The organism is Microvirga sp. CF3062 (genome assembly GCF_036314045.1).
In the GTDB taxonomy this organism is placed as follows: domain Bacteria; phylum Pseudomonadota; class Alphaproteobacteria; order Rhizobiales; family Beijerinckiaceae; genus Microvirga.
In genome coordinates, this window is the sequence record NZ_JAYGGN010000001.1 from 489,034 (window position 1) to 503,516 (window position 14,483).

General features: G+C 63.8%; 12 protein-coding genes. 3 read left to right on the forward strand and 9 right to left on the reverse strand.

Going from position 1 to position 14,483, the window contains the following annotated elements; translation table 11 throughout:
* Window positions 1–42 precede the first annotated feature (42 nt).
* From VB618_RS02395 to VB618_RS02410, 4 genes are all read right to left on the reverse strand, one after another.
* Complete coding sequence (locus tag VB618_RS02395; RefSeq protein ID WP_329794896.1) at window positions 43–885, reverse strand: ABC transporter permease; 843 nt, start codon at window positions 883–885, stop codon at window positions 43–45.
* Entirely contained in the window at window positions 882–1,829 is a 948-nt protein-coding gene (locus VB618_RS02400; RefSeq protein WP_329794897.1) for an ABC transporter permease, read from the reverse strand. Before VB618_RS02400 ends, VB618_RS02395 begins: the two co-directional genes overlap by 4 nt.
* A 150-nt stretch (window positions 1,830–1,979) precedes the next feature.
* On the reverse strand, window positions 1,980–2,390 hold the full coding sequence (locus VB618_RS02405; RefSeq protein ID WP_329794898.1) for an endonuclease domain-containing protein: 411 nt from the start codon (window positions 2,388–2,390) through the stop codon (window positions 1,980–1,982).
* 19 nt (window positions 2,391–2,409) lie between these two features.
* Window positions 2,410–3,891, reverse strand: coding sequence for an ABC transporter substrate-binding protein (locus VB618_RS02410; RefSeq protein ID WP_329794899.1), 1,482 nt, complete (start codon window positions 3,889–3,891; stop codon window positions 2,410–2,412).
* Between the two features lie 194 nt (window positions 3,892–4,085).
* On the opposite strand from VB618_RS02410, the gene VB618_RS02415 reads away from it, so the two are divergent.
* Complete coding sequence (locus VB618_RS02415) at window positions 4,086–4,373, forward strand: DUF2218 domain-containing protein (protein ID WP_329794900.1); 288 nt, start codon at window positions 4,086–4,088, stop codon at window positions 4,371–4,373.
* Between the two features lie 20 nt (window positions 4,374–4,393).
* Here VB618_RS02415 and VB618_RS02420 read toward each other — a convergent pair whose 3' ends face one another.
* The 4 genes from VB618_RS02420 to VB618_RS02435 form a co-directional block, all read right to left on the reverse strand.
* Window positions 4,394–4,921 carry an ankyrin repeat domain-containing protein gene (locus VB618_RS02420; protein ID WP_329794901.1) on the reverse strand — a complete coding sequence of 176 codons (528 nt, stop codon included), beginning with the start codon at window positions 4,919–4,921 and terminating at the stop codon, window positions 4,394–4,396.
* Between the two features lie 70 nt (window positions 4,922–4,991).
* Window positions 4,992–5,741, reverse strand: coding sequence for an SDR family oxidoreductase (locus VB618_RS02425; RefSeq protein ID WP_329794902.1), 750 nt, complete (start codon window positions 5,739–5,741; stop codon window positions 4,992–4,994).
* A 29-nt stretch (window positions 5,742–5,770) separates the two neighbouring features.
* The gene (locus VB618_RS02430; protein ID WP_442931616.1) at window positions 5,771–7,243 is read right to left on the reverse strand and encodes an aldehyde dehydrogenase family protein; all 1,473 of its coding nucleotides are present in this window, start codon (window positions 7,241–7,243) and stop codon (window positions 5,771–5,773) included.
* A gap of 13 nt (window positions 7,244–7,256) precedes the next feature.
* Complete coding sequence (locus VB618_RS02435; RefSeq protein ID WP_329794903.1) at window positions 7,257–8,867, reverse strand: ABC transporter ATP-binding protein; 1,611 nt, start codon at window positions 8,865–8,867, stop codon at window positions 7,257–7,259.
* Between the two features lie 139 nt (window positions 8,868–9,006).
* Between VB618_RS02435 and VB618_RS02440 the strand changes: the two genes are divergently transcribed.
* On the forward strand, window positions 9,007–10,434 hold the full coding sequence (locus VB618_RS02440; RefSeq protein WP_329794904.1) for a coniferyl aldehyde dehydrogenase: 1,428 nt from the start codon (window positions 9,007–9,009) through the stop codon (window positions 10,432–10,434).
* Here VB618_RS02440 and VB618_RS02445 read toward each other — a convergent pair.
* Window positions 10,418–12,481, reverse strand: coding sequence for a sensor histidine kinase (locus VB618_RS02445; protein WP_329794905.1), 2,064 nt, complete (start codon window positions 12,479–12,481; stop codon window positions 10,418–10,420). The two genes, VB618_RS02440 and VB618_RS02445, sit on opposite strands and share 17 nt — an antisense overlap.
* Before the next feature lie 112 nt (window positions 12,482–12,593).
* Here VB618_RS02445 and VB618_RS02450 point away from each other — a divergent pair, with 112 nt between their 5' ends.
* Window positions 12,594–14,402, forward strand: a complete 1,809-nt coding sequence (locus tag VB618_RS02450) for an ABC-F family ATP-binding cassette domain-containing protein (protein WP_329794906.1) — start codon at window positions 12,594–12,596, stop codon at window positions 14,400–14,402.
* Window positions 14,403–14,483: the final 81 nt, after the last annotated feature.

Below are 14,483 nucleotides of genomic sequence, written 5' to 3' on the forward strand. Positions count from 1 at the left end.
AGGCCGGTGATGACGAAGGGGGTACGGAAGAAATGTCGCTCCTTAAGCCGTCGCGCCACGTCCCTTCAATGTCGGATCGAGCGCATCACGCAACCCATCGCCGAGAAGGTTTAGGCCGAGCACCGAGAGCGCAATGGCGATGCCCGGCGCGATGGCGAGGTGAGGCGCCTGCGAGAGATAGGTTTGCGCATCGCTCAGCATTCGCCCCCAGCTCGGGTTCGGCGGACGCACGCCCAAGCCCAGATAGCTCAAGCCCGCCTCGGTAAGGATCGCGAGCGCGAGCTGGATCGTCACCTGCACGATCAGTGCGCCGGCGATATTGGGCATCACATCTTCCCATGTGATGCGCAGCGGATGCTTGCCGATGGCGCGCGCGGCCGCGATGTAGTCGAGGGTCCAGACCTGAAGCGCGACGCCGCGCGTGACGCGGGCGAAGACGGGAATGTTGAACACGGCGATCGCCAGGATGGCCGCGAGCGGCCCCGACCCTAAGAGCGCGCCGAGCATGATGGCGGAGAGCACCGCCGGGAAGGCGAACACCACGTCCGACACGCGCATGGCGATCTCGTCGGCGATGCCCTTCCAGGCTGCAGCCGCGCAGCCGATGGCTGTGCCGATGGCTGCGCCTAAAAGGACCGCAGGCCATGCGATGGCAAGGGAGTTCCAAGCTCCGACCATGAGAAGCGAGGTAACATCCCGGCCGAAATGATCCGTTCCGAGAAGGCCGACCTCTCCGGGGCCTTTCAGGCGCAGGGCAATGCGCACGCGGGTCGGCACCTCCGGGGTCCAGACGAGCGACAGGAGGGCGGTTGCGATGAGCAGCACTGTCAGAATGCCGCCGACCACGAGAGCGGAATTCAGCGGAATGCGCGGGCGCTTCGTCATGCCCGGCTCCTCAGGCGCGGATCGAGGATCGCGTAGCCGATGTCGACCAAGAAATTCACCACGATCACGAGGCCGGAGAAGATCAGCACGATGTCCTTGATCACCACGAGGTCGCGTTGGTTGAGTGCCTGATAGGCAAGCCGCCCGAGGCCCGGCAGGTTGAATACGTTCTCCACAAGGATCGCGCCGCCGAAGAAGAACGAGAGCTGCAGGCCTAAGATCGTGGTCACTGGGATGAGTGCGTTCGGCACCACATGGCGGCGCAGCGTTGCGCCTCTGTCCACGCCCTTGGCGCGGGCGGTGCGCACGAAATCGGCGCCGATGACTTCCAACGTGGCCGAGCGCGTGACGCGGGTCAGCACGGCGGCCTGAGGCAGGGCGAGGGCCACGGCCGGCAGAAGCAGGGCCTGCAGGGCAGGGCCGATGCCAGCAGCCCAGCCGGGAAAGCCGCCGGCCGGAAACCATCCGAGCCACGTGGAAAAGAACAGGATGAACAGGAGGCCGATCCAGAAATTCGGCACCGCGACGCCGAGCTGGCTAAAGACGAGGACAGCGCGATCCACCGGTCCGTCGCGCCGGGCTGCGGCCGCGACACCAAGCGGCAGGGCGAGCGCAGTCGAGATCAGGATGGCGAGAAGACTCAACGGCAGCGTCACGTTCATGCGCTCGGCGACCAGCGTGGAGACCGGCATCTTGTAGGTGATCGACGTGCCAAGATCGCCCTGAAGGATCCCGCCGACCCATTGCAGGTAGCGCAGGAGCGCCGGCTGATCGAGCCCGAGCTCCTGCCGCAATGCGGCAAGGGTATCCTCCCGCGCCGCCGTGCCCAGCATGATGGCGGCCGGATCGCCGGGCAGCACTTCCAGGATCAGAAAGATCGCCAGCGACACGAACAGGAGTGTCACGGCCAGTGAGACCAGACGGGTGATGACGAGACGCAGCATGAGTTTACATCCCCCTGTTTCCCTCCCCCTTGCGGGGAGGGGTAGGGGTGGGGGTAGTTTGACCGGGTGAGCCCCACACCGAAAGTGGTGCTGTGTCGTCTTTGTACTCTCTAAACCGAGAATGATGTTCTGACTTTCCGACCCCCACCCTTAATCCCTCCCCGCAAGGGGGAGGGAGCCTGCGTTCAACGCGGCCAGAATCGTCTCCAGAACACCCTCGATAGCGGTCATCACTTCTCTGTTTGTGAAACGGATTACCCGAAATCCGTGGTTCTCAAGATAGCTCGTCCTGTGCTCATCGTGAGCAGCATTGACGTCGTAGCCATGCTGATTTCCATCGACCTCGATGATCAACTTGGATGCCAGACAACAGAAGTCTGTCATATAAGGACCAATCGGAACCTGACGGCGGAAGTGCCCCCGCTCCATAAGGAGTCGGTATCGCAAGTGCCACCAGAGTTTTCTCTCAGATTCAGTGAGGTTTCGGCGTAACGACCGCGCGCGGTTCCGTTGCCTCACTGAAGGTCTGTTCGAAATATCCGTGATCCAAGCGTTCGTCATGATCCTGACTGCACCTGTCTCACTCGCTCCAGGAGACTTCCGTGACGTCGTTGGACGGAATCGGCGAATTCTCCCACAGACCCTGCACCTTCGCGTTCCACACGCCGAGCTTCGGCAGCTGGAACAGGAAGAGGGCGGGCACGTCCTCGGCGAGGATCTTCTGCGCTTCCGCATATTTCGCGAAACGCGCCTTCTCGTCCGTGGTCTTGGCGGCTTCCGCCACCAGAGCCTTGAACTTGTCGTTCTTGTAATTGAAGTAGTAGCTGTCGCGAGCGAAGATCTCGATGTCGAGCGGCTCCGTGTGGGACACGATGGTGACGTCGTAATCCTTGTTCTTGAACACCTCCTCGATCCACTTGGCCGGGAACTCGGTCGGGATGATCTTCAGCTCGACGCCCACCTCCGCCATCATGGCCGAGAGCAGCTCGGCCGAGCGGCTGGCATAGGCCATCTGGGGCGACTTGATGGTGATCGACAGGCCATTGCCGTGACCTGCTTCCTTCAGCAGCGCCTTCGCCTTCTCGACGTCGTAAGGAATGACGTTCGTGGTATCCACGAAGGCTGGATTGTTCGGGGAGAAGAAGCTGCCGATGGGCTGGCCGAAGCCGGAATAGGCACCCTCGATCAGCGCCTTGCGGTCGACTGCATGCATGAGCGCGCGGCGCACGCGCACGTCGTCGAAGGGCTTCTTGGCGCTGTTGAGGCCGGCGACCGTCTCGCCTTCCGTATTGCCGGCCACCGCCTTGAAGCGGTTATCCTTCTGGAACTCGGCGAAGAGCTCCGGCGCGCCGAGATTCGGGAAGGCATCCACGTCACCGGCCTTGAGCGCCGCGACCTGAGCCTGCGCATCGCTGATGAAGCGGAAGGTGACGCTCTCCAGCTTCACCTTGTCCTTCTGCCAGTAATCGGGATTCTTCGTCAGCTCCACCCGGTCGCCGCGGGTCCAGGACTTGAACTTGAACGGCCCGGTGCCGACGGGGTTGGCCGCATTGCTGGCGGCAGTTTCCGGAGCCACGATCACCGCATCGCCCCAGCCGAGATAGTAGAGGAAGTTGCCAGAAGTCTCCTTCAGCTTGATCACCACGGTGGCCGGATCGGGCGTCTCGATGGAGGTGATCGGCGCGAAGATCTGCTTCTGTGCGTTCGTCGACTTCGGATCGCGGGCACGGTCGAAGGCGAATTTCACATCCGCCGAGTCGAAGGTGGAGCCGTCATGGAACTTCACGCCCTCCTGCAGGCGGAAGGTGTAGGTCAGTCCGTCGGGCGAAACCTCCCAGCTTTTCGCCAGGAGCGGCTGAACCTTGCCGGTCCGGTCGATCCGCACGAGGCCCTCGTAGAGGTTGACCCAGGTGACCTCGCGGATGGCGACGGGTGCGGCGACAGTCGGATCGAGGCCCGGCGGCTCGATGGGCATGCCCACCACAAGGGAATTTTTGGCGGCAAAGGCCGGAAGAGCGCTGACGGAGAGGAGGAGGGCGGCAGTCAGGAGGCGCTTCGTCATCAGGCTTGAACTCCATCCGGTGTGGGCTGCGACAGGTCGCGGTGACGCCAGCTTACGCAGGATGGCGCCGGATGGAAGAGCGTCATTACGGATTCTTCACTTAACTTCAGCCGGGCAGAAGCCTAAGCAGCTTTGTCGAATAACCCGCGGGCCAGCTCCTCTGAACGGCTTTGGCGGCAATGAAAGGCTTCGAGATGGCTCTTGAGACGGCCCGAGTGCCGACCGCGAACGGCGCCAAATACCTCCAGCAGCTCTGCAAGCACTGGAGCCACAAGCTGGATGTCCAGCTGTCGGAGAACGAGGGCATTGTCCGCTTCCCGACTGCCGTTGCCACCATGACGGCGGATTTCGAAGCCCTCACAGTGAAGGTGGAGGCAGAGGACGACGAGACGCTGCAGCGGATGAAGGGTGTCGTCGCCTCTCACCTCGACAGATTTGCCTTCAAGGAGGCGCCGCTTCCGTTCGAGTGGCAGAAGCAGTAGTTTCAGCCTGAACGAGGCTCTTACGACCCAAGGCCCACGAGCTTTCGCAGCGCTTCGGCACCCTGACGATGGCCGAAGTATTCCGCCTCCTCAAGCGGCGTTGCGCAATGATCTATTCTGGTTCGGGCATTCGGATCGGCGCCACGCTGCAGCAGGATCTCGATGGCCACCGCATCGTCCATGCAGGCCGCCTGGTGCAGGGGCGTGTAGTCGTTGACGCCGCGCTGCTGGATGTCCGCCCCATGGTCCAGCAGCAGCTTCAAGCGTTCATGCCGGTCTTCCTTGCCTGATCCCATGGCGGCGAACAGCGACGGAAAGCCATCGCTGGATGGGTAATTCGGATCAGCGCCGAGTTCCAGAAGCTCCTTCACCAGAGAGATGATGCCGTGATAGATCGCATAGTCGAGGCAATACTCCTCGTGAATGAAGATGTCGCAGGGCAGCGGCCCGTTCGGGAAAGTGGGAGTGTCGCCGAGGACGGTCTTGATGGCCTTGAGATCCCCGGCCTCAATGGCCTTATGGAATGCCAGCGACAGTTCCAGGTTCATTAGGCAACCCCTCATTTGCGGGTCGCCGTCGAGGCCCCGAACTCCTGTGATAGAGTAGCAGGGATTCCGCCTAGATGCACCGTCCCCCGTCGACCTCCAGCACCACGCCGGTGATCATGCTGGCCTCGTCGGAGGCGAGGTAGAGGGCGGCGTTGGCGATATCCTGCGGGGTGGAGAAGCGACCGAGCGGGATTGAGTTGACGAATTGCTCGCGCTTCTGGGGCGTATCCTCGCCCATGAAGGTGGCAAGCAGCGGCGTCTCGCCGGCCACGGGGGCCAAGGCGCAGACGCGGATCCGGCTGGGGGCGAGTTCCACGGCCATGGACTTGGTCATGGTGTGCACGGCGCCCTTGGTGCTGTTGTACCAAGTGAGACCGGGACGCGGACGCAGGCCAGCCGTGGAGCCCACATTGATGATTACGCCGCTGCCCTGATTCTGCATCAGCGGAACGGCCGCCTTGGCGAAGAGGTAGATCGACTTCACGTTCACCGCGAAAACCCGGTCGAAGTCCTCCTCATCGACTTCCAGCATCGGCCGGTTGCGGTGGCTGATGCCCGCATTGTTGACCACAATGTCGAGCTTGCCGAAGGCGGAGACGGTTTTCTCGACCGCCGCATTCACATCTGCGGCCTTCGACACATCCGCGGCCAATCCGATGGCGGAAGAACCGATCTTCTCCGCGGCGCTCTTGGCCGCCGCCTCGTTGATGTCGATGATGGCAACCTTGGCGCCCTCACGGGCGAATGTCTCGGCGATACCTAAGCCGAAGCCGGAGCCGGCGCCCGTGACCAGCGCCACCTTGCCTTCGAGGCGATTCATGTTTCTTCCCCTGATTGAGACGTGTTGAATTATCCGTGCGCGATGACGAGCGTTCGGGTCGTGGTGAACTCGATCAGACCCTCGAAACCCTTCTCGCGCCCATGGCCCGAGCGGCCGAAGCCGCCGAAGGGCAGCTCGATGCCGCCGCCGGCCCCGTAGCAGTTCACGAACACTTGGCCGGCGCGCATGGCGCGGCCGACGCGGGTGGAGCGCATTCCATCCCGGCTCCAGATGCCCGCTGCAAGCCCGTATTGCGTGCCGTTGGCGAGCCGGATCGCCTCCGCCTCGTCCTCGAAGGGCGTCGCCACCAGGACCGGGCCGAAGACCTCTTCCTGGGTCAGGATACTCTCGTGCGGAACGGGGGCGAGGAAGGCGGGCGCCACGTAATAGCCTCCGGGAGGCGCATCGAGCGCCACCACGCCTTCGCCCACGATGGTCAGCCCCTCGTTACGGCCGCGCTCGAGATAGCCGAGGACGCGGCGCTGCTGCGCTTGGTTGATCATGGGGCCGAGATCGGGCTCGCTCTCGGGATGCCCGGCGCGCAAGGTGCGGAAGCGCTCGGAAATGGCATCGACCACATCCTGGAAGATGCCGCGCTGGATCAGCAGGCGGCTGCCGGCCGAGCAGGTCTGGCCGCCGTTCTGGATGATGGCGTTGACGAGGGTGGGCAGAGCTCGCTCAAGATCCGCGTCGTCGAACACCACCTGGGCCGACTTGCCGCCGAGTTCGAGGGTCACGCCCACATGGTTCTGCGCTGCCGCAACCTGAACGGCCGTGCCGGTCTCAGGGCTGCCGGTGAAGGACAAAAAATCGATGCCGGGATGGCCCGCGAGGGCCGCGCCTGCCGTGCGGCCGAGGCCCGTCACCACGTTGAGTGCTCCATCCGGGAACCCAACCTCGCGCGCGAGCGCCGATACGCGCAGGATCGTCAGCGAGGCATCCTCCGCGGGCTTCACCACGGTGGCGTTGCCAGCGGCGAGCGCCGCGCCCACCGAGCGCCCAAAAATCTGCATCGGGTAGTTCCAGGGCACGATATGCCCGGTGACTCCGTGCGGCACGCGCTCAACGCCGATGAAATGGGTGTTGAGATAGGGGATCACATCCCCATGCAGCTTGTCGGCGGCGCTTCCGTAGAATTCGAAATAGCGGGCGAGCGCAATGGCATCGGCACGCGACTGGCGCAGCGGCTTGCCGTTGTCGCGGCTCTCCAGAAGCGCAAGCTCATCAGCATGGGCTTCGACAACCGTAGCCAATTTCACGAGCAGACGGCCGCGCTCGGTCGCTGTCAGCTTGCCCCAGGCGCCGTTGAGCGCTTCACGGGCAGCCCTCACGGCATCATTGATGTCCTGAGGCGTTCCGGAGGCGATGCGGGCGAAGAGCGTGCCGTCGACGGGCGAGAACACGTCCAGTGTCATGCCGTCGGAGGCAGGGCGGTCGCGCCCGCCGATGAAATTCTGGAACACCATGTTGGGCGCGACCGACGCGCTGACCTGATCGTTCACGGGTGTCGTCTCCCTAAATCATCGTGTGCATGCCCGGCACGGCGGCCAGGAGCTGGCGGGTATAGGCATCCCGCGGATGCGCGAAGAGTTGCGCGGTTTCGGCCATTTCCACAATCCGACCTTTTTGCATGACAGCCACGCGGTCGCAGATCTGGGCGGCAACTCGTAAGTCGTGGGTGATGAACAGAATGGCAAGGCCGAACTCCTCCTGAAGGCCTTTCAAGAGCTTCAGGATCTCGGCCTGAACGGACACGTCGAGAGCCGAGACGGCCTCGTCCGCCACCAGCACATCCGGCCTCATGGCGAGCGCACGGGCGATGCCGATGCGCTGGCGCTGGCCGCCGGAGAACTCGTGCGGGTAGCGCTCGATGGCTTGGGCCGGAAGTCCCACCTTCTCCAGCAGGATGCGCGCATCGTCGAGAGCCTTGGCCGGATCCGTTCCTTGCGTGACCGGGCCCTCGGCGATGATGCGCCCGACGGTGCGGCGCGGGTTGAGAGATGCGAAGGGGTCCTGAAACACCATCTGGATCTTTCGCCGGTGGGGCCGCAGATCGCGCTGGGACAGGGTGCCGAACGGGATATCTCCGATGGTGATGGCGCCGCCGTCGGGTTCGATCAGCCGCAGCACGCAGCGCCCCACGGTGGACTTGCCGGAGCCAGATTCGCCCACGAGTCCGAGCGTCTCGCCTCGGCGGATGTCGAAGCTCACCGCGTCGGCCGCATGCACCTCGCGGCCTTTGCGGAAGAAGCCACGGCCGCCATAGGTCTTCGTAAGGTCATGGACCTTGATGGCGATGGGCTCGCCTGTCAGCGCCTTGGGAGCCGGAGGCTTAAGCGAGGGAACGGCGGCTAGGAGCCGCTTGGTGTAGGCGTGCTGCGGGCGGGTGAGCACCTCTTCGACCGTTCCTTCCTCGACGAGTTCGCCGTGCTGCAGCACCGCAACCCGGTCGGCGATCTCGGCCACCACGCCGAAATCGTGGGTGATGAACAGCACCGCCGTGCCCATCTTGCGGCGCAGGTTGTCGATGAGCTTCAGAACCTGGGCCTGCGTCGTCACGTCGAGAGCAGTAGTCGGCTCGTCGGCGATGAGGAGCTTCGGCTCGAGCGCCAGCGCCATGGCAATCATCACGCGCTGGCGCTGGCCGCCGGAGAGTTCGTGCGGATAGGCTTTGGCGATCAGCTCCGGGTGGGGCAGGTGCACCTCCGTCAGGAGGTCGAGCACACGCCTGTCCCGCTCGGCAGGCGTGTGCAGCCCATGGGCCCGGAAAGTCTCGGAAATCTGGTCCGCCACCCGCATCACCGGGTTCAGGGATGTCATGGGCTCTTGAAACACCGTTCCGACCTCGCGGCCGCGAACATCGCACCAGCCGGCCTCGTCGAGGCCTAAGAGATCGCGACCTCCCAGCCTGATCCTGCCCGACAGAACCTCGACGCCTCCCGGCAGCAGGCCTATGGTCGCCATGGCGGTCATGGACTTGCCGGAGCCGGATTCGCCCACCACGCACAGGGTCTCTCCCGGATTGATGGAGAGCGACAGGTTCCTGATCGCGTGCTGGCGATCGGCCAGGGCCGGCAGGCCGATGGAGAGATTCTCGATCGACAGCACGGGGGCGGGGCTGTTCACTGTCGTTCTCCTGCGGGACGGATCAAAGGGTTATCCTTGCGATCTCTTACGCCCCGTCAATCCATTCCGGCCGATGCCGTGTTGAGAATGATGTTCGCTTAGCCATATCATAGCCAGGACCCAGAGGAGCCCTCGACACGTGCACGATGCCGTTCCCAATCCGGTGAAAGACCGGCTGCAGGCCAGTTTCGACGCCCAGAAACGTGCCTGGATGGAGCAGGGGGCTTTGTCGCCTGAACGGCGCGACGAGGTTCTCGGCGCGCTTGCCGAGGCGCTCCTGCGCCATGCGGACGGCTTCACCAAGGCCATCGCGGCCGATTTCGGGCATCGCTCGCCGCACGAGACGAAGCTCGCCGATCTTTATCCGGTGATCGCGAGCCTGCGCCATGCGCGCAAAAACTTCCGCCGATGGATGAAGCCGCGGCGTCGCCCGATCCAGTGGATGTTCCAGCCCGGCTCCGGGCGTATCCTCTACCAGCCGCTCGGTGTCGTGGGCATCGTCAGCCCGTGGAATTATCCGGTTCAGCTTGCGCTCTCGCCTCTCGCGGGAGCGCTGGCGGCGGGCAACCGAGTGATGATCAAGCCCTCCGAGATGACGCCACGCACCTCCGGGCTGATGGAGGACGTGATCGCTGAGGTCTTCGATCCGGCGGAAGTGGCCGTGGTGCAGGGCGGGCCAGACATTGCGAAGGCGTTTACGCATCTTCCTTTCGATCACCTGCTCTTCACCGGCTCAACGCAGGTCGGGCGCCAGGTCATGCAGGCGGCGGCCGGCAATCTCGTGCCGGTGACGCTGGAGCTTGGCGGAAAATCGCCTGCGCTGATCGCCTCGGATTACCCCGTCGAGAAGGCGGCGGAGCGGATCGCCGTCGGCAAGCTGTTCAATTCAGGCCAGACCTGCATCGCGCCCGACTACGTGCTGGTGCCGAGTGATAAGCAGGAAGCATTCGTCACAGCCTATAGAGATGCAGTCTCAGAACTGTATCCAACCCTTGCTGCCAATCCCGACTACACGGCGATCATCAGCGAGCGGCATCATGCGCGCCTTCGCCACCTGATCGCCGACGCACAAGAACGCGGCGCACACGTACACGACATCAATCCGGGCGGCGAGACGCTGAATGCGGCGCATCGCAAGCTCGCACCTGTCGTGCTGACCGATGTGTCTGACCATGCTCAGGTGATGCAGGAGGAGATCTTCGGCCCCATCCTCCCTGTTATTTCCTACGACAATGTCGAGAGCGCTTGCCGCTTCATCAACGCACGTCCGCATCCACTGGCGCTCTATCTGTTCAGCCACGACAAGGCGCTCACTGAGCGCGTCCTCGCAGGCACTCGTTCCGGCGGCGTTGCGATCAACGACACGCTGCTGCATTGCGTGCAGGAAGAGCTGCCCTTCGGCGGCGTGGGACCGAGCGGTATGGGTGCCTATCACGGTGAGGCAGGCTTCCGCACCTTCAGCCATGCCCGCTCGGTGTTTCGGCAGGCGCGCTTCAATGGTGCCGGCATGACGAAAGCGCCCTATGGCAGCCGCATGAACCGCCTGTTGTCTATGCTGCTGCGCTAGTCGGCTGGGCCAATGGCACGGAAATGTCGTAGGCCACACCGCTCTCGGCAAAGTTCAGCGCCATGTTGCCTCCCAGCTCGCCCTCGATGCTGCGGCGAATGAGGCGCGAACCGAAGCCCTGACGCTTGGGCGGCGCGACGGGCGGTCCACCACTTTCGATCCAACGAATGCGAAGCTGTTTCGAGCGATCTTCGCTCTCCATGACTGACCAGGCCACTTCGAGATGACCTGCGCTGGTCGAGAGCGCCCCGTACTTGGCGGCGTTCGTCACCAGCTCATGCAGGACGAGTCCGAGATTGATGGCATAGCGCGCCGGAAGCTTCACGTCCGGGCCTTCCAGCACGACCCGCTCGTCGCCGGCCTTGCGATAAGGGGCCAGTTCCTGCTCCGCCACATCGCGCAGCTCGGCCTCGCGCCAGGATTGCCGCGTCAGCAGGTTGTGTGTCTTCGACAGCGCCAGCAGGCGGCCCTCGAAAGCCTCCTTGAACTGGGCCGACGATTCCGTCGTCCTCAGGGTCTGCGAGGCGATGGACTGCACCGTCGCCAGCGTGTTCTTCACCCGGTGGTTCAGCTCGTTCAGGAAGAAGCGCTGCTGCTCCTCCGCATGCTTCTGCTCCGTGATGTCATACAGGATGCCCACGAAGTAGACGGGGTTCTTCCGGGTGTCGAGGAAGACGCGGCCCTTGGAGTTGATCCAGCGGATATCCCCGTTGGACTTCCGGATGCGGTACTCGTCCTCGTAGTCGCCTCGGTTCTTGACTGCCGTTCGCCATTTCTCGATCGCGCGGTCCAAATCCTCGGGATGAAGGATGTCGAGCCAGTCCTCTGGGTTCATCGACGACATGGTCTCGGGAAGCCCGATCATGGAAGCCGCCTGAGGGGACCAGCCGCCGGCATTCTTCTCGGGATCGTACCACCAGGTCCCCATATGGCCGGCTTCCAGGGCCAGACGAGCCCGTTCCTCGCTCACCTGGAGGGCCTGCTGACGCTCGGCCACATCATCCATGAGGTCGTTGAAGGCCTTGGCCAGGATGCTGAACTCGCCGGATTTACGCGGCAGCTGGATCCGCGCTCCGTAATCGCCTCGCCGCCAGGCCTGGATTCCGCCGGTCACCGTCTCGAAGGGCTTGGTGATGAAGGCGCGGCTGAGCAGGGCCGACAGGGACAGCGCCATAATGAGCGCCGCCGTGATCAGCATGAAGCCTCGTCGGGCAGCCTGATTGATGCCGTCGAAGGCGGCTTTTGTCGACAATCCGACATTGACGTAGATGTCCCTCGGCGGGAGTTGCAGCGGCACGTGTGCGAGGACGCGCCTCATTCCATCGGGAAGTGTGCTTTGAGCGGTTCTGGCTTCTCCGGCCCTCGCCTGGATCAAAAACTCCTGCGGCAGCAGCCTGCCCAGGAACCGCTCGGACTGGGGCTCCTGCACAAGAACGATGCCATTCCTGTCGGCGACGGTGACCGAGCCGTTCTCCGGCACGGTGCGCTCCTTCAGCTTCTGACTGAGCCATCGCAGGTCGAGGGCCGCGGCCAGCACGCCGACCACATCGCCCCTGTCGTTCCAGATCGGCAGGGCGAGGGGCAGAACCGGATGCTGCCCCAATCCGCCTTCCTCGAAGGCCGGAGTATACTCGCCGACTACAAATCCCTTCTGACCCAAGGCGTTATGGAAGTATGGCCTGTCCGCATAATAGTAGCTGGTGTCGATGGTGCCCGCCGGTCGACAGCGGATGTGCCCGCTGATGTCCATGGCGACGATGGACAGGATGTAGGGCACCTTCTCCTGAACGGCCTTCAAATAGGGGCTGCAGATTTCCGTGTCGAAGCCGCGGATGGATCGGGTCTCATCGATGGCGAGCAGAAGGCCCTGGACACCGTCGAAGATCCGCTCGATTTCCGCGCCCACCAGCTGAGCCTGCCGGATGGCGAGGTCGTTCACCTCCGCTTCCCGGGCGCGGCGAAGGGACACCTCGGTATACGTCCAGATGACGATCGCCGGCAGAACCGAGATCAACGCCAAAAGGAGCAGACGCTTCGTCAGTGTCATTCAAACGCTCAGCTTATCCTCAGCAGGGGAGCACAAAGATGGGAGACCGTCCACCCCGTAACAGAACTGACGCGTCTTGCATCTGCGACCAAGAGGTGTCAGGTGACCGGGAATGGCACTTCCTCCTCTTCTGTCTCTTCAAGATATCGCTCTCACCTTCGGCGGCACGCCTTTGATCGAGAGTGCGGAACTCTCCGTTTCCCCGGGCGAACGGGCCTGTCTCGTGGGCCGCAACGGCTCGGGCAAATCCACCCTGCTCAAGATCGCCGCGGGGCAGATCGAGGCCGATCGCGGCAAACGGTTCGTCCAGCCGGGGGCGACCGTGCGCTATCTGGCCCAAGAGCCGGACCTCACCGCCTATCCCACCACGCTCGCCTATGTGGAGGCGGGTCTCGGGCCGGGCGATGAGCCTTATCGGGCGCGCTATCTGCTGGAGCAGCTGGGGCTGACCGGCCAGGAGAGGACCACAGATCTGTCCGGCGGCGAGGCCCGCCGCGCGGCGCTCGCCCATGTGCTGGCGCCCGAGCCCGATATCCTGCTCCTCGACGAGCCGACCAATCACCTGGACCTGCCTGTCATCGAATGGCTGGAAGGCGAACTGAAGAGCCTGCGCTCCGCCATGGTGCTCATCAGCCACGACCGGCGCTTCCTCGAGAGTCTCTCCGAGGCGACCGTCTGGCTCGATCGCGGCCGCACCCGGCGCATGGAGCGGGGCTTTGCCCATTTCGAGGAATGGCGCGATCAGGTGCTGGAGCAGGAAGAGGCCGAGCATCACAAGCTGGGGCGCAAGCTCGTGGCCGAGGCCGACTGGCTGCGCTACGGCGTGACCGCCCGGCGCAAGCGCAACGTGCGCCGGCTCGGCAACCTCCACGCCATGCGCCAGCAATTCCGCGAGCGCAACCGCGCCGTCGGCACGGTGAACATGAGCCTCGCCGAGGCCGAGCAGTCCGGCACCCTCGTGGTCGAGGCGGAAGGCATCTCGAAATCTTACGACCGGCCCATCGTGTCCAACCTGTCCTTAAGGGTTCTGCGCGGAGACCGGCTCGGCATCATCGGGCCGAATGGCGCCGGCAAGACCACCCTGATCAACATGCTCACCGGTGTCCTCACGCCGGATGAGGGCCGGGTGCGCATGGGCTCCAACCTGCAGATGGTCACCCTCGACCAGCGCCGCGCGAGTCTCGACCCGGATGCAACCGTAGCAGAGACGCTCACCGGCGGGCGCGGCGACACCGTCACCATCGGCGGCCAGACCAAGCATGTGATCGGCTACATGAAGGACTTCCTGTTCGCGCCCGAGCAGGCCCGCACGCCTGTGGGCGTGCTCTCGGGCGGCGAGCGCAACCGCCTGATGCTGGCCCGCGCCCTGGCGCAGCCTTCCAACCTCCTGGTGCTCGACGAGCCCACCAACGACCTCGATCTCGAGACCCTCGATCTCCTCGAAGAGATGATCCAGGACTATTCCGGCACCGTGATCCTGGTGAGCCACGACCGTGACTTCCTCGACCGTACGGTGAGTTCTGTTCTCGTGTCGGAAGGCGAGGGGCGCTGGCTCGAATATGCCGGCGGCTACACCGACATGGTGGCCCAGCGGGGCCGCGGCGTTCAGGCGCGCGTCGTCGAGAAGGAAGCCAAGCCCAAGAACGCCGACAAGCCCGCCGCTGCGGCTCCCGCACAGAACAAGCGCAAGCTCTCCTTCAACGAGCAGCACGATCTCAAGACGTTGCCGAAGCGCATGAGCGAGACCGAGGCCAAGATCGCCAAGGTGCAGGAGATCCTGGCCGACGCGGATCTCTATGCCCGCGATCCCACCCGCTTCCAGAAAGCCATGGATGCGCTCACGCAGCTTCAGACGGAGTTGCACGCCGCTGAGGAGCGCTGGTTGGAACTGGAAATGCTGCGGGAAGAGTTAGAAGGCTGACGCATTGAGGGCTCACGCCTTCGAACTGTATCATCTTCGGCAAGCTGCAGATGACATTCTTCTGCTTAGCAATTGAGCGCA